The organism is Kribbella sp. NPDC051586, assembly GCF_044453965.1.
GTDB lineage: Bacteria > Actinomycetota > Actinomycetes > Propionibacteriales > Kribbellaceae > Kribbella.
Map to the genome: position 1 here is coordinate 647,375 of NZ_JBITDF010000002.1, position 20,144 is coordinate 667,518.

Here is a 20,144-nt window from a genome sequence, read left to right on the forward strand (position 1 = left end):
TTGCGCGCGCGTTGAGGATCGGGTGATGAACCAGGGCACCCATCTCGAAGGGCTGCCGACCGATGTCCTGGCCGATGTGGCCGGCGTCGTCGGGGCAGAGGTCACTCTTCTCAGTCGCCTACCCGGAGGCTTCGATGTGGGTGCCGTGCGCGTCCAGTTGGCCGGAAGGGCAGATGCCGTGCTCAAAGCCTGGCCGCGGGCACGCCCCAACCAGCTGGACGAGTCGTTGCGAACCCAGAGAATCGTCGAGCGCATGCGTGGGCGCGGTTATCCCACCCCGGCCTGGCTTGGAGTGGGGGCCACAGCCACTCATATATGGCATCTGATCGACTTCGTTGACGCGGCCCCCGTGCCAGAGCTGACCCCCTCCCTCGTTGAGCAGCTGATGGAGATCAACGAACTCCAGGCCGGCCAAGCGTCCGAGCCCTACGACCACTGGTCGTACGCCTGGCGGCTCGCCACCGGTCAGGAATTCGGTCAAGACCTGGCTCCGAGTTTGTCGAGGGCTGTCGCCGCGCTTTCGGGGTACTCCGCTGTGGTGTCGGCCTTGGTCGAGCGACTGCGGCTCATGTGTGCCGACGTCTCACCACCACGAGCGGCGCCTGACATGGTCCATGCCGATTTCAAGCCCGACAATGTCCTCGTCCGTGACGGGGCCGTCGTGGCGGTTGTGGATATCGGGAATGCAGGTAGCGGCACGCGGGCGACCGACCTCACCACCCTCCAGTGGCACACCTTCCAGGATCCGCTGGACGGTGTCCGAAGGCGGCTGTCGACGAGGATCCTCGACCTGGTCGGCTGGGAGGGGGCGGCGGTGCTCGTAGCGACACAGATCCTCGTGCAGCTCGAGTGGCCCATCCGCCACGGAGACCACGATGTCGTTCCAGGTGTCGTCGAGCGCGGCCATCGCGCCCTTGACGAACTGAACACGCTTCGCTAACTGGCGCCCGGTGGAGATGGTGTGCGAATGGGCGCAGGTGCACTGAGGAGCGGAGCGACGAAGGAAGCGGCTGCTGCGTAGCGCGCGGGTCGATTACCCCGGTTAGAAGGGGAGTTTGGGTTGGGGTGGGGCGTGGGTGGGGTCCACGCCGTCGAAGAGGCTGCTTACTGATTCGCCGTCGTGGATTCGTTTGATGGCTTCGGCGAAGAGGCCGGCTACCGAGGTGACTTCCAGTTCTGGGAAGCCGTCGGGGCGGGGGACGGTGTCGGTGCTGATGACTTCGGTGATGGAGGGGTGGGAGCGGAGGCGCTCCACGGCGGGACCGGCGAACAGGCCGTGGGTGCAGGCTACGGCGGCTTGCGTACAGCCTCGGTCCTTGAGGCGGTCGAGGAGTTCGATGATGGAGCCGCCGGTGGCGATCTCGTCGTCGAGGATGATCGCGCGTTTGCCGGCTACGTCGCCGACGATGGCGTCGATCACGACCCGGTCGTCGGCCAGGCGCTGCTTGCTGCCGGCGGCGACGGGGGTGCCGAGGAGCCGGGCGAACTGGGTCGCGGTCTTCGCGTTGCCGAGGTCGGGGCTGACGACGACGGTGTCGCTCAGGTCGCGGCCGCGGAAGTGGTCCGCGAGTACGCCGATCGCGGTCAGGTGATCGACCGGTACGGAGAAGAACCCGTGGACCTGCGGCGCATGCAGCGCCATCGTCAGCACCCGGTTCGCGCCGGCCGTCGTCAGCATGTCCGCGACGAGTCGGCCGCCGATCGAGATGCGGGACGCGTCCTTCTTGTCGGAGCGCGCGTACGCGTAGTGCGGGATGACAGCCGTGATCTGCTGGGCCGACGCGCCACGGGCGGCGTCGATCATCAGCAGCAGCTCCATCAGGTGCTCCTGCGTCGGCGGCACCAATGGTTGCACGATGTACACGTCTCGTTGCCGACAGTTCGCCTGGAGTTGGACCTGCAGGCAGTCGTTGCTGAAACGATGGATCTCGACCGGTGAAAGCGGTACGCCGAGATCACCACAGATCTGCTCCGCCAACTCGGTGTGGGCACTTCCGCTGAACACGACGATCTCTCGCACGGCTCTCCCCGAACGCTGCGACCCCGACACCGGCAGCCTACCTGGCGCATGCCCGCCCGGAGCGCCGAGGGCATCGAGCAGCGACGCCATCGAGCCGAAAGCTCAACACTTCCAGGGTCTCGAGTGGCGCGTCCGGCACGACGATCGCTGCTACCGAGTGGTCGAGCTGATCGACGCGGGCGGCAACGCGTCCGGGCTGACGACGATCGCCGCTTACCGCTTCAGGTAAGGATCCGGGCGAGGACTGTCGCCGCCGTGCGGCAGTCCTCGCCCGAGGCGTCGAGGTGCGTGACGATCCGGAGCTGGGTGGCGCCGACACCGCCGACCAGGACACCGGCCTCCTTCGCGCCGGCCACCACCTCTGCGACCGTGCGACCGGTGCTGGCCAGGTCGGCGACCACGATGTTGGTCTCGACCTGGTCGGGCTTGACCGAGCCCGGCGCGGCGTCCGCGAGTACCTCGGCGATCGCGCGAGCATTCGCGTGGTCGGAGGCCAGCCGCTCGACGTTGTGCGCGACGGCGTACAACCCTGCGGCAGCCAGTACGCCGGCCTGCCGCCAGCCGGCGCCGAGACGCTTGCGCCACACGCGCGCCTCACGGATGAGCTCGGCGGAGCCGACCAGGACCGAGCCCACCGGAGCGCCCAGACCCTTGGACAGACACACGCTCGCGGCGGCCGCACGAGAGGCGTACGACGACACAGGCCGGCCGGTGGCGACGGCTGCGTTCCAGAGCCGGGCGCCGTCCAGGTGCAGCGGAATGCCCCGCGCGTCGAGCTCGTCGGCGAGGGCGTCGTACCCGTGCTGGATCGCGCCGCCGCCGAAGTTGTGCGTGTTCTCGACCGAGACCGCCGACGTGGTGACGAAGTACGGCCCGAGGTCGGGCGCGATCAGCGCGCGGATCTGCTCGAGGTCGATCTGACCGGCCGGCGCGCTCCACGTCCGCGTGGTCACGCCGCTGGCGGCCGCGTGCGAGCCGAGCTCGGCGCGGACGATGTGCGCGTTCGCCTCGCAGAGCACCTCGCCGCCGCGCGGCACCAGCGCCCGTACGCCGAGCATGTTCGCGAGCGACCCGGTGACGGTGAACAGCCCGGCCTCGTGCCCGAGCAGCCCGGCAACCGTCTCCTCGAGTTCGTTGACCGTCGGGTCCTCGCCGTACACGTCGTCGCCCAGCGGCGCCGACGTCATTGCGGCCAGCATCTGCGCCGACGGGCGGGTGACGGTGTCCGAACGGAGGTCGATCACGCCTGCGCACCCCTGAGCCGCTCGGCGACCAGGAAGGCCAGCTCCAGCGACTGGTGCCGGTTCAGCCGCGGGTCGCAGGCCGTCTCGTACCGGTTCACCAGGTCCTCGGCGACCAGCTCCTCGCCGCCGCCGAGACACTCGGTGACGTCGTCGCCGGTGAGCTCCATGTGTACGCCGCCCGGCCACGTCCCGACCTGCTCGTGCGCGTCGAAGAAACCCTGGACCTCGTCCATCACGTCGTCGAAGTTGCGGGTCTTGTAGCCGTTCGGCGTCTCGTAGGTGTTGCCGTGCATCGGGTCGCAGACCCACGCGATCGGCGAGCCGTGATCACGCACCGCCTCCAGCAGCGGCGGCAGCGCCTCGCGGATCTTGCCCGCACCCATCCGGGTGATGAACGTGAGCCGCCCCTCGATCCCCTTCGGGTTCAGCTTGTCGATCAGGGCCCGGATGTACTGCGGTGTCGTGGTCGGGCCGATCTTGACGCCGAGCGGGTTCGTCAGCGAGGCGAGGAACTCGACGTGCGCGCCGTCCAGCTGACGGGTCCGCTCCCCCACCCAGAGCAGGTGGCCGGACACGTCGTACGGCTGCTCGGTGCGCGAGTCGATCCGGGTCAGGGCGTGTTCGTACTCGAGGATGAGCGCCTCGTGCGACGCGTAGAAGTCGACGGTCCTGAACTCGTCCGAGGTGGCGCCACAGGCCCGCATGAAGGCGAGCGCGCGCTCGATCTCGGACGCCAGCTGCTCGTAGCGCCGGCCGACCGGGGACGACTTCACGAAGTCGGTGTTCCAGGCGTGTACCTGGTGCAGGTCGGCGTACCCACCGGTCGTGAACGCGCGGGTCAGGTTCAGCGTCGCGGCCGCCGCGTTGTAGACACCCCGCAGCCGCTGCGGGTCCGGGATGCGGGACTCGGGCGTGAAGTCGAAGCCGTTGACGGCATCGCCGCGGTACGACGGCAGCGTGACGCCGTCGCGCGTCTCCTCGCCGGAGCTGCGCGGCTTCGCGTACTGCCCGGCGATCCGGCCGATCTTCACCACCGGGACGCTCGCGGCGTACTGCAGGACGACCGACATCTGCAGGAGCACCCGGAGCTTGGCCCGGATGTTCTCCGCGGTCACGCCGGCGAACGTCTCGGCGCAGTCGCCGCCCTGGAGGATGAACGCCTCGCCGCGGGTGACCGCGCCGATCTTCGTGGTCAGGTCGTCGCACTCGCCGGCGAACACCAGCGGCGGCAGCTTCCGGAGCTCGGAGATCACCTGGCCCAGCACGGCGCCGTCCGGCCACTCCGGCTGCTGCAGCGGCTTCAGCCCCCGCAAGTCGTCCAGACTCGGAACCCCGGGCACTTCCCCCGCCGTCAACGTCGCAAATTGCATGCCCACAGCCTAGTTGAGCCGCTCCAGCCCCCGCGCCCGCGTCTCAGGTCAGCGAGCCCGGGTCCGGGGGTACGTCGACGGCGTGGTCGCGCAGAGCCGTGAGGGGGATGGTGTCGAGGGTCCGGGCGTGGGTGGAGGCGAGTACGACGGGCGACGGGGCGCCGGCGTGGTACGACTGCAGCCAGCGGGCGGCGACCACGCACCAGCGGTCGCCCGGCTCGAGGCCCGGGAAGTTGTACTCGGGGCGGGGTGTGATCAGGTCGTTCCCGACCGAGGCCTGGTGGGCGAGGAACTCCGCGGTCATCACCGCGCAGACGGTGTGGCTGCCGAGGTCCTCGGGGCCGCTGGTGCAGCAGCCGTCGCGGTAGAAGCCGGTGACCGGGTCGGTCCCGCACTCCTGCAGCGGCTCGCCGAGCACGTTCAGGTCGCTGTCCATGGCGACATCCTCGCCCGGCACCGCCCCGAACCGGGTCAGCTGGCCTTGGTGTCGCCGAGCCGCAGGTGTTCGTCGACCGATTCGCCGGCCTTGATCAGCTCCTTGGCCTTGTCGGCGTACATGTCGACGTACTCCTGGCCGGACAGCTCCATCAGCGCGTACATGATCTCGTCGGTGACCGAGCGCAGGACGAAGCGGTCCCGCTCCATGCCCTCGTACCGGGAGAAGTCCAGCGGCTTGCCGAACGCGACGCCCGGACGGACCAGGCTCGGCAGCAGCTTGCCCTTCTCGCGGTAGAAGAAGTTCGGCCGGATCTTGCCCGGCGGCTGCAGCTTCTCGGTGTCGATCATCGCCACCGGGATCACCGGGACGCCGGCCACGATCGCCATCCGGGCCACGCCGGTCTTGCCCTTGTAGAGCCGGCCGTCGGGCGAACGGGTGCCCTCGGGGTAGATCCCGAACAGGCCGCCCTCCTCGAGGATGCGCAGCCCGGTGTTCAGCGCCGCCAGCGAGGCGCGCCCGCCGGACCGGTCGATCGGGATCTGGCCCACCGAGCGGAAGAAGGTGGCGACCAGCTTGCCTTTCAGGCCTGGACCGGTGAAGTACTCCGACTTGGCCGGGAAGACGATCTGCCGCGGCACCGAGACCGGCAGGAAGATCGAGTCGCAGAACGCCAGGTGGTTACTGACCAGCAGTGCCGGTCCGGTGGTCGGCACGTGCTCCACGCCGGTCACCTTCGGCCGGAAGAGCAGCTTGACCAGTGGTGCGACCAGGAACCGTCTCAGGAACAGGTACAGCATCCGCCTCGACCTCCGTCACTCGCCCGACACACCCGACTCGCATCACCCGACAACGCTCACCGAACCATCGTCGGCCGTACCCTCGTCCGGCACCAGTGCCCGCCGGCAGCGGCCAGGCGACAACTTCGGCGCACAGACCGTTCCGGTGCGGACACTACGTTCCAGCTTCCCCCTCAGGCAATGTCACCGCCAGGAATGCGAGTGTTGCTCACCGTGTTGTCACCTGGATGCAGACTGGATGCAGACTGGATGCAGCCCAGATGCGACGATTGATGCGCGCGCTGGCCGGGTTCCGGTCCGGGCGTCTGTGAGGACCGGAACGGCGAGGAGTCGAGCGTGCCAGTGCAAGCCCACGCGGAGGAGTTTCGCAGTCCCGGGAGCGGGGAGAACGCGGCCGTCGCAGTCCTCCTCAGCCACGGGTTCACCGGCTCGCCGAAGTCGATGCTGCCCTTCGCCGAACACCTCGCCACCGAGGGGTACGGCGTCGCCGTGCCGCGCCTGCCCGGTCACGGGACCAGCTGGCAGGAGATGAACAAGACCGGCTGGCCGGACTGGTACGCCGTACTCGACAACGAGCTGGAGCGCCTGCGCAAGGAGCACGACCAGGTGTTCCTGGTCGGGCTGTCGATGGGCGGCTGCCTGGTGCTGCGCCTGGCCGAGCAGCACGGGACGGACGTTTCCGGTCTGGTCCTGATCAACCCGTCGGTGCGCACCGACGACAAACGGCTGGCGCTGCTACCGGTGCTGTCCAGGCTGATGCCGTCGTTCCCCGGCATCTCCAACGACATCAAGAAGCCGGGCGTCGACGAGGGCGCCTACGACAAGATGCCGCTGCGCGCGCTGCATTCGCTGTCGCAGCTGTGGAAGCTGACCCGCGAAGATTTGGCGGAAGTCACTCAGCCGGTGCTGCTGTTCCGCAGTACTGTCGATCATGTCGTGGAGCCGAGCTCAGGGCGGACCGTGCTGTCCTCGATCTCGTCCCGCGACGTGACCGAGACCCTGCTCGAGGACAGCTATCACGTGGCAACCCTGGACAACGACGCACCGCGGATCTTCGCGGACTCGACAGCCTTCATCCGGCGGCTGAGCGGTAAAAGTGATGCGTGACAACGGACTGACCGCGGCGTCGTACACGTCGCTCGGGGGCATCGACCCGCTCGTCGCCGAGCCGGTGCTGGACGCGCTCGCCGCGGCCGGGATCGCGGCGTACTGCGAGAACCAGAGCGAGGCCCGCACGCCGGAAGAGGCCGAGGAACCGGTCCGGATACCGGTCGGGTACGACGAGATCTTCGTCGACGCCGAGGCGGTGGCGAAGGCCCGCCCGGTGATCGACCGCAGCACCGAGGACGCGGAGTGGGAGTCGCTGGTCGAGCAGTTCGGCAAACCGTCCGCGCCGGGGCACGACGGCGGCGAGGACGCGGTGCCGCGATGGCCGGCCAGCGAGGACGTCGACGACAAGTACGAGCCGCTGATCGACGTGCCGACCGGACTGACCGTCTCGGCGAAGCCGGACGACGACGAGGACGAGAAGCCGGCGCGCAAGGCCGACGATCCGCACGACCACTTCGTCCCGCCGGAGCCGCCGCGCGGCCCGCGGCTCGACTGGATCTCCCGGCTCGCCTGGCTCGGGCTGCTCGGCGGTCCGCTGCTGCTGATCGCGGCCGCCGTGCTCGACTTCGGCACCGGCCGGATCACCACGCTCGCGGTCGCCGGCTTCATCGGCGGCTTCCTCACGCTGGTGCTCCGGATGAAGGACCGGCTTCCACCTGGTGACGGGGGCGACGACGGGGCGGTCGTCTGAGCTAGAGTGCAGATCGTCGGACAATCCGACGAATGCAGTTGCGGCTATGGGGAGGGCACCCGTGCAGGTCACCGAGACGGTCGAGATCACCGGCCACCTGATGGACTCCGGGCTGCTGTCCCGGGTTCTCGACGACATCCGCGGGTACGGCGGCGAGTACACGCTGGACAAGTTCGACCTCGGCTACGACAAGGACGACCCGTCCACGGTCCGGATGACGGTCGGCGCGGACGACGAGGAGTCGCTGCAGCGGCTGCTGATGCGGATCCAGACCAAGGGCGCGAACCTGGTCGACCCCGGTACGCCGGAGATCAGCGAGGTCTCGCAGGACGGGGTGTTCCCGGACGGCTTCTACTCGACCACGAACCTGCCCACGAGCGTCCGGCTCGGCGGCCACTGGGTCCCGGTGCAGAACCCGGAGATGGACTGCGGCCTGCTCGTCGAAGGCGACTCTTATGACTCCGTGCGGACGATTCCGATGTCCGACGTACGCGCCGGGATGAAGATCATCACCAGCGCGCAGGGCGTGCGGGTCACTCCCCCGATCGTGGTGAACGCCGAGGAGGGGTTCGGCTTCATGGAGTCGGACGTGTCGTCGGAGAAACCGCAGCGGGTGCTCGTCAAGCAGGTCGCCGACGGCATGCGCGAGGCGAAGGCGAACGGGCAGAAGGTGCTGTGGGTCGGCGGCCCCGGCATCGTGCACACCGGCGCCGCGCCGGCGATGGTCGCGATCGTCGAGGCCGGGTACGTCGACGTGCTGTTCGCCGGCAACGCGCTCGCGACGCACGACATCGAGTCGTCGCTGTACGGGACGTCACTCGGGGTGGATCTGTCCCGCGGGCGCGGCGTGGAGCACGGGCACGAGCACCACATCCGCGCGATCAACACGATCCGCAAGGCCGGGTCGATCGCCGACGCCGTACAGCAGGGGGTGCTGACGTCGGGCGTGATGCACGCGCTGGTGAAGACCGGCGGGAAGTTCGTGCTGGTCGGGTCGGTGCGCGACGACGGCCCGCTGCCGGACGTCTACACCGACGTGCTCGAGGGGCAGCGCGCGATGCGGGCCGAGCTGGACGGCGTCGGGTACTGCCTGATGGCGGCGACCATGCTGCACTCGGTTGCCACCGGCAACATCCTGCCCGCGTCGATCCCGCTGACCTGCGTGGACATCAACCCGGCGACCGTGACCAAGCTCGCCGACCGCGGTTCGTCGCAGGCGCGCGGGATCGTCACCGACGTCGGGCTGTTCATCGAGCATCTGGCGCGTGAGCTGTCCGCGGAGTACGCCGACAGCAAGTGACCCCGTGGCGAGTGAGACTGGGTCGGTGATCGAAGACTTCGAATCGTTCCTGCGCCGGTTCGAGGAGGCCAACTCCGCCTTCGTCAACGGGGACCCGTCGTTGTGGATGCCGCTGGTGTCGCACAGCGAGCAGACCTCCATCTTCGGCGGATTCGGCGGCCAGGAGGTCGGCTGGTCCCAGATCGGGCCGCGCTACGAGTGGGCCTCGTCACAGTTCCGCGACACCGGCGCGACGGTCGACTTCGAGTACCTCGAGAAGCACGTCGGCGCGGACACGGCGTACACGGTGGCGATCGAGCGGTGCACCGTCCACCACATCACCCAGCCCGAGCCTGTCCCGCACGTATTGCGCGCGACGATGGTGTTCCGCGCCGAGGACGGTGTATGGAAGATCACCCACCGCCACGCCGATCCCCTGAACCCGAAGGCCTCCCCGTCCGGCCCGTAACGGTGTTGGATGGCGCCATGACCGAACTCGTGCACCTGGACGTGGCCGACGGCGTCGCGACGATCACGCTGGACTCGCCGGAGAACAAGAACGCGTTGTCGCAGCAGTTGACGGGCGAGCTGCTCGAGCAGCTGGAGGCGGCCGGGGCGGACGATCTGGTGCGGGCGATCGTGATCCGGTCGGCGCTGGACGTGTTCTGTTCCGGGGCCGACATGTCCGAGGCGACGACCGTGGGTATGGGGGTCGGGGCGCAGCGGATGGTCGACGTACAGCGGGCGATCGTCGCGAACCCGAAGCCGGTCGTCGCGCGGGTGGCCGGGCCGGTCCGGGCGGGTGGGACGGGGATCGTCGCGGCGGCCGATATCAGCATCGCCGGGGAGAGCGCGACGTTCGCGTTGACCGAAGTACGCCTCGGGCTGGCGGCGGCGACGATTTCGCTCACGGTCATTCCCCGGCTGACGGACCGCGCGGCGGCGTACACGTTCCTCACCGGCAACGGGTTCGACGCGCTGGAGGCGGCGCGGCTCGGCCTGCTCACGCTGACGGTGCCGGACGCCGACCTGGACGCGGCCGTCGACACGGTCCTCGACGCGCTGCTGAAGGGCGTCCCCCAGGGCATGCGCGAGACCAAGAAGCTCCTCAACCGCGACCTTCTCGCCAACATCGATGCCCACGGCAAGGACCTCGCCGAGCTCTCCGCCTCACTCTTCGGCTCCCCCGCGGCCCAGGACGCCATGCGCGCCTTCCTCAACCGCCGCAAGAGCTAATTCGTTTGCCGGTCCGGTAGGGCGCTGCTGGACTGGCCGGGTGATCACCGACGCACAGCTGACCCACTTCCGGGAGCAGGGGTACGTCGTCGTTCCCGGCGTACTGTCCGACACGCAACTCGCGACCGGGCGCCGGATCGTGGCGACGATGCTGGAGCGGAAGCCACCGCAAGGCGTCGGGCCGCACTTCCTCTCGCCTCGGCTCCACGAAACGCATCCATTGCTGGAGCTCTATCGGGCGGCCGGGATCGCGGGCTTGGCCGGGGAACTCGTGCGGCCCGAGCTGGCACCGCAGGAGCCGAATCAGGTGCAGGTGGTGACGACGGTCCCACCCTGGCCGCACGTGCCGGGTGGTCCGCATGTGGACGGGATCACGCCGACTCTCGACGACGGCACGCCGGGGACGTTCACCGTGCTCGCAGAGCTGTGGCTGACCGATCACGACGAGCCCGACCGCGGGAATCTGTACGTCTGGCCCGGCACACATCTCCGTTTCGGCGCATACCTCGCCGAGCCCGCCGGCGGATCCCCACGCCATCACAATCGGCAGTTTCGTGGGACCGTCCGGGTGGAGGGCCTTCGATGGCTCGAATGTGATGGCCTGGGGATCCGCAGTGCCGGGGCGAGTCGCCGGGCGCAGGAAGGGACGGATCTCCAGCACTCACCAAGGGCGTGCCTGCGCCACGTCTCTACCTCGGCCCCGCGTGGCGAGGGTGGAGCCGGTGGGGATAGTGAGTGGTGGAGGTCCGCGTGGGTTATGCGGTGAGCTCGACCAGTAGCGGGAGGTGGTCGGAGGCGGCGGCTAGGTCTTCGGGGGTTGCGGGGAGGTGGCGGAGGCGGCCGGTGAGTTGGGGGGAGAGTTCGGCGGCGTCGATCCGTTTGTGCGGCGTTATCGAGTTGAAGGTCGGGCCGGCATCGAGATCGAGCAGGCCCTCTTCGGCGAGGCGTTTCCAGACCGGGCCGTCGGGCTCCTCGTTGATGTCGCCCGCCAGGAGGTAGGGCGCGTTGAAGGTGCGGCAGAGGGCGAGGACCTGGGCGATCTCGTGGATGCGGCCGCGGGGGTGCAGGCCCAGGTGGCAGACGACGACGGCCAGTCGGGTCGAGCCGAGGACGAGCACGCCGCCGACCGCACCGCCGGGGAGCTGGGTGGCGACGAAGTTCAGGCGGCGGCGGACGAACGGGCGCCAGATCCGGCGGCCGCGGATGCCGGTGAGATTGATGCCGTCGGCAACCAGGATCGCGTTCCGGGCCGACGCCGCGACGTACCGCATCCCGAACGTCGCCGCCATCGCGCGCCGCTTACGCCTGGTCCCCCACCAGGTCGGCGCCTCCTGTACCAGCATCACATCCGGCCGGCACGCCTTCACCACCCGCGCAAGCGCCGTCCGGTCGTCGCCCCACCGGTGCACGTTGTACGACAGCACCCGCAGCACCGCCTCGCCAGGCGGCCTTTCGGTCATGCCTCGTTGTCGCCGTTCACGTCGGCTGACTGCAGCTCGGGGTCGGCGGGTGCGGCGCGCATCCCGGTACGGCGGGCGGCCGACTTGCGGGCGGCCCGCTCCAAACGGGTCGAGCGCCCACGCGCAGCGGCCGTCTTCGCGGTGACCGCGGTCGTCTTGACCCGGACCCGGCGCAACCAGGTGGCCTCTTCGCGAGCCAGGTCCGCCGCACCGACCAGACCGGCCTCCGGGCCGAGCACCGCGCGCACGATCCGCGCCTCCGGACGGAACCCGCGACCGGTCAGCGTGCGCTTGAACGCCTCGCGGGCCGGCGCCAGCAGCAGCTCGCCCGCGTCGGACACACCACCGCCGATCACGAACGTGCCGGGGTCGAGCGCCGCGGCCAGGTTGGCGAGGCCGATACCGAGCCAGCGGCCGACATCCTCGAGCAGCTCGACCGCGACCGGGTCGCCGTCCTTGGCCAGCTCGGTCACCATCGGGCCGTTGATCTTCCGCGGGTCACCGCCGGCCGCGCGCAGCAGGTTGTGCGCGACGGGCGAGCCGGACAGCGCCAGCTCGCGGGCCTCGCGGGTGAGGGCGTTGCCGGACGCGTACTGCTCCCAGCAGCCGCGGTTCCCGCACTCGCAGCGGTGACCGCCGGGGACGACCTGCATGTGGCCGAACTCGCCCGCGATGCCGAACTTCCCGCGCTGCAGGGCACCGTCGTTCAGAATCGCGCCGCCGATACCGGTGCCGAGCGTGACGCACACCAGGTGGCTCTCGCCCTGCCCGCCGCCGAACCGCCACTCGGACCAGGCGGCCGCGTTCGCGTCGTTCTCCACCACGACCGGCAGCCCGAGCCGGCGCTCGACCGCGTCCCGCAGCGGCTCGTGCCGCCAGGCGAGGTGCGGCGCGAACAGCACCGAGGACCGGGTCACGTCGACGAACCCGGCGGCGCCGATGCCGACCGCGATCACGTCGTGCCGGGACTCCAGGTCGTGCACGATCTCTGCGATCGCGTCCTCGGTCTCCCGCGGGTCGGTCGTCGGCGTGTCCCGGCGTACCCGGTCCAGGATGTTGGCCTCCGGGTCGACCACCCCGGCGGCGACCTTGGTCCCGCCGATGTCGATCCCGATCGTCAAAGCCTGCGTCAGAGCCAAGGTTCGACCTTCCTCGCGGTACCTCCGACCCCCGCCGGAACCTCTCCAGTATCGCCGGTCAGGACAATCACCGGGTCTTTTCCGGCGCCGGGGCCGGGCGGCGGGCCAGGTCGGCGGCGCCGATCAGGCCGGCGTCGTTGCCCAGCTGGGCGAGGCTGAAGGTGGGGTGGGGACGGTTCGACTTGGCCGGGAGGACCTTCTCGAAGGCGACCTCGGCCGACTTCATCAGCAGGTCCTTCGCCGCGCTCACACCGCCGCCGATCACGATCAGCGTCGGGTCGAACATCGTCGCGAGGCTCGCCAGCCCCTCCCCGAGCCAGCGGCCCAGGTCCTCGAGCAGCTCCACCGCACACGGGTCGCCGGCCATCGCGGCCTCGGTGATCATCGGCCCGGTCAGCTCCGCCGGGTCGGTGATCCCGCACACGCTCAGCATCTGCGCCGCCGCGATCGAACCCGACTCCGCCTGCGCCCGCCCCTCACGCACCAGGGCCCGCCCGGACGCGTACTGCTCCAGGCATCCACGCGACCCGCACCCGCACCGATGCCCACCGGGTACGACGCGCATGTGGCCGAGCTCGGCCGCGACGCCGTGAGCGCCGCGGAGCAGCTCACCCTCGATCACCACGCCGCCACCGATGCCGGTGCCGACCGTGAGACAGAGCATGTGCTCGACGTCCTTCGCCGCGCCGAAGGCGAACTCGCCCCAGGCCGCGGCGTTCGCGTCGTTCTCGACGACGACGGGGATGTTCAACGTCTTCGCGACCCGTGCGCCGAGCGGCTCGTCCCGCCAGGCGAGGTTCGGTGCGAACAGCACAGTCGAGCGGTCCGACGAGACGAACCCGGCGGCGCCGATCCCGACCGCCTGCACGTCGTGCGCGGCGATCAGCTCGGCGGCCGCGTCGCAGATCGCCGCCGCGGTCCCGTCGACGGAGTCCGCCGGGGTATCGCGGTGCGTGCGGGCCCCGATCGTGCCGTCCTCGTCGACCACGCCGGCCGCGATCTTCGTACCGCCGACATCGATGCCGATCGTCAGTCCCATGGTTCGGGGTCCTCGCTCACGTCGATCCGGTCCACCGTGGACGGGGCCGGTTCCTCCTCGGGCTGCGCGGAGCTGGTCGGTCGCGACGCTGCGTCCTCCCGCGCCTGCCGGGCCGCGTCCGCGGCGGCCTCCAGCAGAGATCTCAACGAGCCCAGCACATGCGCGGCGGCCGTCGACAGCTGCTCGATCGTCTCGGGGCTGGTGTTCCGCACCCGGTGGATCAGCTGACAGACCGGACACCACAGGCAGTCGGGCCCCAGCTTGTGCTCGTGCTCCGCCTCATCGGCCGACGGCGTCTCCGCGGAATCAGCAGCAGAATCAGCAGCCGAGTCAGCAGCGGACTCAGGCGCCGGCGCAGCGTCGGTAGCCGCATGCTGCAGCACCGCGAACAGCTTGGCCGCCTCCTCGGCAACCGAGCCGACAGGCTCCTTACTCAAAGCCCCTCCCCGATCGCAGCCGTACGGCGGGCCAGTTGCTCGTGGTACTCCGCTGTCAGTCCCTGGGCCAGCTCCTGCGCGGACTCCAACGGCCCCGACCCGCTGGGCACCTCCGAGGGGGCAGCCGGCCGCGCAGTCTCCCGCGGTGCGAACCGCACCTGCAGCCGCCCGTCGTCGAGCCGCGCACCCGCGACCACGCCACGCGCCAGTGCCGCCGGCAGCGGCAGCACCCGGCGGTACGACCCGACGGTGATGATCAGCTCGTCCCCGTGCCGCGCCAGCTCCAGCTCGCTGGCCGATGCCAAGGGCAACGGCATCGTCAGCGTGTACGTCCGCCCGTCGGTGTCGATGTGCCGATCCACCCACAACGACGTCTCGTCCGTGGCGCGCGCGAACGGGTCGTCCCCGCCGTACATCTCCACTGCGAACGCGGCCAGCTCCTCGACCCCGACCGGCTCACAGACCCGGTACGGCGACTCCCAGATCGGCAGCGGCCGGAACGAGTCCGCGACCTCCTCCAGGATCCCCCGCTGGGCGGCAACCCACTGCCGCCGCCAGGTGTCCGCCCCAGCAGCCGGGAAGACCCGGTTGGCCACCACACCGTCCACGCGGTACCCGTACAGCGAGAGTCTGGTCAGCGACCGCCGCGCCTCGGCGACGACGACGGCCTCCGGCGTCAGCACCAGCCGCACCGAGGCGTCCGGACCGGCCAGCAGCGTGCGGATGTCCGACAGGTCGCTCTGCAGCCGGCGCAGCGCGTCGAAGACGTTGTCGTCGGGCATCGGCAGGCTCGAGCCGCGGCTCAGGAACGGCCGGAAGGTCCGCATCATCTTGCGCTCGGCGTTGAAGATGCGATCCATGTACCAGTTCAGCGCCTCCGGCAGCGCGAGCAGCCGGAGCGTCTCCGCGGTCGGCGCGCAGTCGACGACGATCACGTCCCAGCGCCCGGACCGGACGTGGTCGCGCACCTCGAGCAGCGCGAGCACCTCCTCGGCGCCGGGCAGGACGGTCAGCTCCTCGGCCTCGATCGGGTCGACGCCGACCATGTGCAGCACCGACCGCAGATAGGACTGGATGTCGCCCCAGGACCGCTCGAACTTGCGCTGCGCGTCGATCTGCTGGACGAACAGCAGGTCGTCGATCTCCGTCGGCTCCGGACCGACCTCGGAGTCGAACGCGTCCGACAGCGAGTGCGCGGCGTCCGTCGACAGCACCAGCGTCCGCAGCCCGCGCAGTGCGGCGAGCGTGGCGGTCCCCGCGGCGGACGTGGTCTTGCCCACGCCGCCCTTACCCGTATACAGCAGAACCCGAGTCACTGGATCAGGACTCGACGCGCTTCTTGAGGCCCTTCAGGGCGGTGTCGATGATGACCTTCTCGGCCTTCCGCTTGAGCATGCCGATCATCGGGATCGCGACGTCGACGGCCAGCCGGTACGTCACCTCGGTGCCTTCCGCGCCGAGGTCGCGCAGTACGTAGGCACCGTCCATCCCCTTCACCATCTTCGCCTCGACCAGCGTCCAGGTCACCTCGTTGCGGGACCAGACGTAGGCCAGCGTGTACTCGTCGGAGATCGCGCCCGCGTCGACCTTGAAGCGCACCTTGTTCGGCCGGCCGGCCTCGTCGGTGGACAGCACCTCGGTCTCCCGCATCGAGTCGGCCCAGTCCGGGTAGGCCGCGAAGTCCGCGATCACCGCCATGATCTCTTTGGGGGTCGCGTTCACCTGGATGGTCGAGGTGGTCTGTTCCGCCATCGATTCACCTCTTCGCCGATCGGTTCTCCGTGTCCTCAACGGAGACTATCGCGGGATCGGACGAGGTACGTCGTTCGCCCGCCGCGCGGCCCGCCTCGGCTTCGTCCTTGAACCGCCACAGGTGCTCCCGGTACGACGCGACGTACCGCTCCTTGAGCCGCTCGAGGGCGCGGCCGCGGACCGGGCGGGCCGGGTCGACGCGGAGGTACCAGTGCACGACGACCCCGTCGCGGACCGGCTCCAGCCACCACTCCGCCGTACCGATCGCGGCGCCGGTGACGGCCCAGCGGACCCCCTCCACGCCGCGCCGCTCGGACGGCGTCAGGGTGAGGTCCGGCCACCACTCGCGCCAGAGGGTGTCCGAACCGAGTCGCTCGGCGACGTAGGCTGGATCAGCAACGACCAGGTCGTCGCAACTGATGTCGAGCGTGGGCATGGCTAGAACCTAGTTCCGTGAGTCACATAAACCTGGCTACTTGTGGGTAGGTGACTGTAGCGTGCGCCGGAAGTCGACAATTCGTGACCGACTGAGGAGACGCGGATGCGTGAGTACACCGTTCCTGCTGTGACCGAGCCCGCCAGCGGGAGCCTGAGCGACCCGGTGTGGGCGAACGCGTCCTCTCATCCTGACACCGCGGTGTTCAGCCGACGGGTGCAGGGCGGCTGGCTGGACGTCACCGCCGCCGAGTTCGCCAAGCAGGTGACCGGCGTCGCGAAGGGGCTGATCGCAGCCGGCGTGAAGCACGGCGAGCGGGTCGCCCTGCTCAGCGCGACCCGCTACGAGTGGACCCTGATCGACTACGCGATCTGGAGCATCGGCGCGGTCACCGTTCCGATCTACGAGACCTCCTCGGCCTCGCAGATCCAGTGGATCCTGACCGATTCCGACGCGGTCGTCGCGATCGCCGAGAACGCGGCGCACGGCGCGGTGGTCGAGTCCGCCCGTCCCGAGGCGCCCGCACTGCAGGAGATCTGGCAGATCGAGGCCGGCGCCGTCGACGAACTGACCGTGCTCGGCCAGGACATCACCGACGCCGAGTTCGACAAGCGCCGTTCCGCGGTCACCGCGTCCGACCTGGCCACGCTGATCTACACCTCCGGCACGACGGGACGCCCGAAGGGCTGCCGGATCAGCCACTCGAACTTCCTCGACGAGCTCGGCCCCGCGGTGAAGATCCTCGACAACCTCTTCGACTCCACCGGCGCGAGCACGCTGCTGTTCCTGCCGCTGGCGCACGTGTTCGCCCGGATCATCCAGGTCGGCTGCGTGATGAAGATGGTCAAGGTCGGCCACAGCGCCGACGTGAAGAACCTGGTCGCCGACCTCGGCGAGTTCAAGCCGACGTTCATCCTGAGCGTGCCGCGGGTCTTCGAGAAGGTGTTCAACTCGGCCAGCCAGAAGGCGCACTCCGAGGGCAAGGGCAAGATCTTCGACGCCGCCGCGGACACCGCGATCGCGTACTCGCGGGCGCAGGACAAGGGCGGCGCATCGTTCGGGCTGAAGGCCAAGCACATGCTGTTCGACCGGCTGGTCTACGGCAAGCTGCGGGCGGTCCTCGGTGGCCAGGTGCAGTACGCCGTCTCCGGTGGCGCGCCTCTCGGTGACAAGCTCGGTCACTTCTTCCGCGGCATCGGCGTACCGGTCCTGGAGGGCTACGGCCTGACCGAGACCACCGCCGCGGTGGCGGTGAACCTGCCCGGCGACATCCGGATCGGCACCGTCGGCCGGCCGCTTCCCGGGGTGACGGTCGGCATCGCGGACGACGGTGAGCTGCTGTTCAAGGGCGGCCAGGTGATGCAGGGCTACTGGAACAACGACGAGGCGACGGCGGCCGCGATCGACGCGGACGGCTGGTTCCACACCGGCGACCTGGGCGAGTTCGACGTCGACGGGTTCATCAAGATCACCGGCCGGAAGAAGGAGATCCTGGTGACGGCCGGCGGCAAGAACGTCGCGCCGGCCCTGCTCGAGGACCAGATCCGGCTGCACCCGCTGGTCAGCCAGTGCATGGTGGTCGGCGACGGCAAGCCGTTCATCGCCGCGCTGATCACCATCGACCCGGAGAACATCGTGCCGTGGGCAACCGAGCGCGGGAAGCCGACCGACGTGGCTTCGCTGACCCAGGACGGGGACCTGATCGCCGAGATCCAGAAGGCGGTCGACGACGCGAACGCTTCGGTCTCCAAGGCCGAGAACATCAAGAAGTTCTCGATCCTGGAGACCGACTGGACCCAGGAGTCCGGTGAGCTGTCCCTCAAGCTCTCGCTCCGCCGGCACATCGTGATGGAGAAGTACGGATCCGACGTCGAGGCCCTCTACGCCAAGTAGGTCGTAGGCCGGCATCAGCCGAATGGCTGATGCCGGGTCGAGCTTCCCGGACGATGTGCGCGGGGTACGGCGTCGGCGAAGCTCGAGGCATGATCACAACCGGGCCGATCGTCGAAGTCGGCAACCTGCGCAAGTCGTACGACGGCCGGACCGTCGTGGACGATCTGTCCTTCACCGTCGACGAGGGCGAGATCTTCGGGATCCTCGGCCCGAACGGCGCCGGCAAGACCACCACGGTCGAATGCGTCGAGGGGCTGCGCGTCCCCGACAGCGGCCGGGTCCGCGTCGCCGGGCTCGACCCGGTCGCCGACCACGCGGCCGTGACCCAGGTCCTCGGCGCGCAACTGCAGGAGAGCGAGCTGCAGGCCAAGCTCACCGTGCGCGAGGCGCTCGAGCTGTACGCCGCCCTCTACCCGAACCCGGCCGACTGGCGGCCCCTGGCCGAACGGCTCGGCCTGACGGACCAGCTGACCTCGCGCTTCGGCGTACTCAGCGGCGGTCAGAAGCAGCGCCTGTTCATCGCGCTCGCGCTGATCGGCAACCCCAAGGTCGTCGTCCTCGACGAGCTGACCACCGGCCTCGACCCGCGCGCCCGCCGCGACACCTGGGAGGTCGTCGAGGACGTTCGTTCCCGCGGCGTCACCGTCCTCCTGGTCACGCACTTCATGGAGGAAGCCCAGCGGCTGTGCGACCGGATCGCCGTCATCGACAAGGGCCGGATCACCGCGCTCGACACACCCCAGGGCCTGATCAGCCGGACGGCGGGAGCCACCGTCATCTCGTTCACCCCGTCGGCATCGCTCGACGACGTGGACCTGGCCGCGCTGCCCGCGCTCGCATCGATCGAGCAGAAGGACGGCCGGATCACCCTCGGCGGCACCGACGAGACCGTCACCGCTGTGCTGTCCCTGCTCGCGCGGCACCGCATCACCGCACACCAACTCCGCGTCACCGACGCGACCCTCGACGACGCCTTCCTCGACCTGACTGGAGCCAACTCATGACCGCCACCGCCCCCACGGCGCCCGTACGCCGTACCTCGCCCCGGGCCGCTGTACTGCGTGCCGAGGCGCGGCTGTTCCGCCGGGAGCCGGGGACGCTGTTCTGGATCCTCGGGTTCCCGCCGCTGCTGCTGGTGATCCTCGGGTGCATCCCGGCGTTCCGGAAGGCCGACGCCGGCCTGGGCGGTCTGCGGATCATCGACCTGTACGTGCCGATCCTCGTTCTCGTCGCGCTGATCGTGACCGGTCTGCAGACGATGCCGCCGATCATCACCGGCTACCGCGAGCGGGGCATCCTGCGGCGGATGTCGGCGACGCCGGTCAAGCCGTCCGCGCTGCTGACCGCCCAGATGGGGCTGAACGGTGCGGCCGCGCTGGTGTCCGCCCTGGTCTGCCTCGCGATCGGCCGGATCGCATTCGACGTCAAGCTGCCGCACCAGGCCGCCGGCTATGCCCTGTCGCTGCTCCTCGCGGCGGCCGCGGCGCTGGCGCTGGGAGCCCTGGTGTCCGCGCTCGCCCGGACCGCGAAGGCCGCCACCGCGATCGGCTCCGGGGTGTTCTTCCCGAGCATGTTCTGCGCGGGTGTCTGGCTGCCGGTGCAGTCCATGCCGCATGTACTGCGGACGATCGTCGAGCTGACGCCGTTCGGCGCCGCGGCGCGCGCGATGGGTCAGGCAGCCGTCGGCGACTGGCCGTCCTGGTCGCACCTGGGCGTGCTGGCCGCGTGGGCAGTGGTCCTGACGGCGGTCGCCGCGCGCTGGTTCCGGTGGGAGTAGGCGATCGTTCGTGCAGACTGGGTGG

General features: G+C 69.8%; 22 protein-coding genes. 10 read left to right on the top strand and 12 right to left on the bottom strand.

Annotated elements, in window-relative coordinates; translation table 11 throughout:
* Positions 1-25 precede the first annotated feature (25 nt).
* Positions 26-940 (top strand): phosphotransferase family protein, encoded by a 915-nt coding sequence (locus tag ACIA58_RS13490; protein WP_396403925.1) that lies wholly within the window; start codon positions 26-28, stop codon positions 938-940.
* 102 nt (positions 941-1,042) lie between these two features.
* On the opposite strand, the gene ACIA58_RS13495 is transcribed toward ACIA58_RS13490, so the two are convergent.
* The 5 genes from ACIA58_RS13495 to ACIA58_RS13515 form a co-directional block, all read right to left on the bottom strand.
* The gene (locus ACIA58_RS13495; protein WP_396403926.1) at positions 1,043-2,020 is read right to left on the bottom strand and encodes a ribose-phosphate diphosphokinase; all 978 of its coding nucleotides are present in this window, start codon (positions 2,018-2,020) and stop codon (positions 1,043-1,045) included.
* Positions 2,021-2,241: 221 nt separating this feature from the next.
* Entirely contained in the window at positions 2,242-3,264 is a 1,023-nt protein-coding gene (locus ACIA58_RS13500; RefSeq protein ID WP_396403927.1) for a threonine aldolase family protein, read from the bottom strand.
* Positions 3,261-4,634, bottom strand: coding sequence for a class II 3-deoxy-7-phosphoheptulonate synthase (locus ACIA58_RS13505; protein WP_396403928.1), 1,374 nt, complete (start codon positions 4,632-4,634; stop codon positions 3,261-3,263). The genes ACIA58_RS13500 and ACIA58_RS13505 overlap by 4 nt, the downstream gene beginning before the upstream one ends.
* A 43-nt stretch (positions 4,635-4,677) precedes the next feature.
* Positions 4,678-5,070 carry a DUF2237 family protein gene (locus tag ACIA58_RS13510; RefSeq protein WP_396403929.1) on the bottom strand — a complete coding sequence of 131 codons (393 nt, stop codon included), beginning with the start codon at positions 5,068-5,070 and terminating at the stop codon, positions 4,678-4,680.
* A gap of 35 nt (positions 5,071-5,105) precedes the next feature.
* Positions 5,106-5,870, bottom strand: a complete 765-nt coding sequence (locus tag ACIA58_RS13515) for a lysophospholipid acyltransferase family protein (protein WP_396403930.1) — start codon at positions 5,868-5,870, stop codon at positions 5,106-5,108.
* A gap of 336 nt (positions 5,871-6,206) precedes the next feature.
* Between ACIA58_RS13515 and ACIA58_RS13520 the strand changes: the two genes are divergently transcribed.
* The 6 genes from ACIA58_RS13520 (at position 6,207) to ACIA58_RS13545 (ending at position 10,952) form a co-directional block, all read left to right on the top strand.
* Complete coding sequence (locus ACIA58_RS13520) at positions 6,207-6,977, top strand: alpha/beta hydrolase (RefSeq protein WP_396403931.1); 771 nt, start codon at positions 6,207-6,209, stop codon at positions 6,975-6,977.
* The gene (locus ACIA58_RS13525) at positions 6,970-7,671 is read left to right on the top strand and encodes a hypothetical protein (protein WP_396403932.1); all 702 of its coding nucleotides are present in this window, start codon (positions 6,970-6,972) and stop codon (positions 7,669-7,671) included. The genes ACIA58_RS13520 and ACIA58_RS13525 overlap by 8 nt, the downstream gene beginning before the upstream one ends.
* 61 nt (positions 7,672-7,732) lie before the next feature.
* Positions 7,733-8,971 carry a TIGR00300 family protein gene (locus ACIA58_RS13530; protein WP_396403933.1) on the top strand — a complete coding sequence of 413 codons (1,239 nt, stop codon included), beginning with the start codon at positions 7,733-7,735 and terminating at the stop codon, positions 8,969-8,971.
* A gap of 25 nt (positions 8,972-8,996) precedes the next feature.
* Positions 8,997-9,419 (top strand): YybH family protein, encoded by a 423-nt coding sequence (locus ACIA58_RS13535; protein ID WP_396403934.1) that lies wholly within the window; start codon positions 8,997-8,999, stop codon positions 9,417-9,419.
* A 17-nt stretch (positions 9,420-9,436) separates the two neighbouring features.
* Entirely contained in the window at positions 9,437-10,186 is a 750-nt protein-coding gene (locus ACIA58_RS13540) for an enoyl-CoA hydratase-related protein (protein WP_396403935.1), read from the top strand.
* Positions 10,187-10,226: 40 nt separating this feature from the next.
* Positions 10,227-10,952 carry a hypothetical protein gene (locus ACIA58_RS13545; RefSeq protein ID WP_396403936.1) on the top strand — a complete coding sequence of 242 codons (726 nt, stop codon included), beginning with the start codon at positions 10,227-10,229 and terminating at the stop codon, positions 10,950-10,952.
* Here the strand turns inward: ACIA58_RS13545 and ACIA58_RS13550 are convergent.
* From ACIA58_RS13550 to ACIA58_RS13580, 7 genes are all read right to left on the bottom strand, one after another.
* On the bottom strand, positions 10,942-11,646 hold the full coding sequence (locus tag ACIA58_RS13550; RefSeq protein WP_396403937.1) for an endonuclease/exonuclease/phosphatase family protein: 705 nt from the start codon (positions 11,644-11,646) through the stop codon (positions 10,942-10,944). The two genes, ACIA58_RS13545 and ACIA58_RS13550, sit on opposite strands and share 11 nt — an antisense overlap.
* Positions 11,643-12,785, bottom strand: a complete 1,143-nt coding sequence (locus tag ACIA58_RS13555; protein ID WP_396403938.1) for an ROK family glucokinase — start codon at positions 12,783-12,785, stop codon at positions 11,643-11,645. The genes ACIA58_RS13550 and ACIA58_RS13555 overlap by 4 nt, the downstream gene beginning before the upstream one ends.
* 67 nt (positions 12,786-12,852) lie before the next feature.
* A complete protein-coding gene (locus ACIA58_RS13560; protein ID WP_396403939.1) occupies positions 12,853-13,824 on the bottom strand; it encodes an ROK family glucokinase in 972 nt (323 codons plus the stop codon).
* Positions 13,815-14,261 carry a hypothetical protein gene (locus tag ACIA58_RS13565; RefSeq protein WP_396403940.1) on the bottom strand — a complete coding sequence of 149 codons (447 nt, stop codon included), beginning with the start codon at positions 14,259-14,261 and terminating at the stop codon, positions 13,815-13,817. The genes ACIA58_RS13560 and ACIA58_RS13565 overlap by 10 nt, the downstream gene beginning before the upstream one ends.
* The gene (locus ACIA58_RS13570; protein WP_396403941.1) at positions 14,258-15,577 is read right to left on the bottom strand and encodes an ArsA family ATPase; all 1,320 of its coding nucleotides are present in this window, start codon (positions 15,575-15,577) and stop codon (positions 14,258-14,260) included. Before ACIA58_RS13570 ends, ACIA58_RS13565 begins: the two co-directional genes overlap by 4 nt.
* A gap of 4 nt (positions 15,578-15,581) precedes the next feature.
* Positions 15,582-16,013, bottom strand: a complete 432-nt coding sequence (locus ACIA58_RS13575; RefSeq protein ID WP_396403942.1) for an SRPBCC family protein — start codon at positions 16,011-16,013, stop codon at positions 15,582-15,584.
* A gap of 4 nt (positions 16,014-16,017) precedes the next feature.
* Complete coding sequence (locus ACIA58_RS13580) at positions 16,018-16,449, bottom strand: polyketide cyclase / dehydrase and lipid transport (protein ID WP_396403943.1); 432 nt, start codon at positions 16,447-16,449, stop codon at positions 16,018-16,020.
* 105 nt (positions 16,450-16,554) lie between these two features.
* On the opposite strand from ACIA58_RS13580, the gene ACIA58_RS13585 reads away from it, so the two are divergent.
* The 3 genes from ACIA58_RS13585 (at position 16,555) to ACIA58_RS13595 (ending at position 20,119) form a co-directional block, all read left to right on the top strand.
* Complete coding sequence (locus tag ACIA58_RS13585; RefSeq protein WP_396403944.1) at positions 16,555-18,342, top strand: AMP-dependent synthetase/ligase; 1,788 nt, start codon at positions 16,555-16,557, stop codon at positions 18,340-18,342.
* 89 nt (positions 18,343-18,431) lie between these two features.
* The gene (locus ACIA58_RS13590) at positions 18,432-19,346 is read left to right on the top strand and encodes an ABC transporter ATP-binding protein (protein ID WP_396403945.1); all 915 of its coding nucleotides are present in this window, start codon (positions 18,432-18,434) and stop codon (positions 19,344-19,346) included.
* A complete protein-coding gene (locus ACIA58_RS13595; RefSeq protein ID WP_396403946.1) occupies positions 19,343-20,119 on the top strand; it encodes an ABC transporter permease in 777 nt (258 codons plus the stop codon). The genes ACIA58_RS13590 and ACIA58_RS13595 overlap by 4 nt, the downstream gene beginning before the upstream one ends.
* Positions 20,120-20,144: the final 25 nt, after the last annotated feature.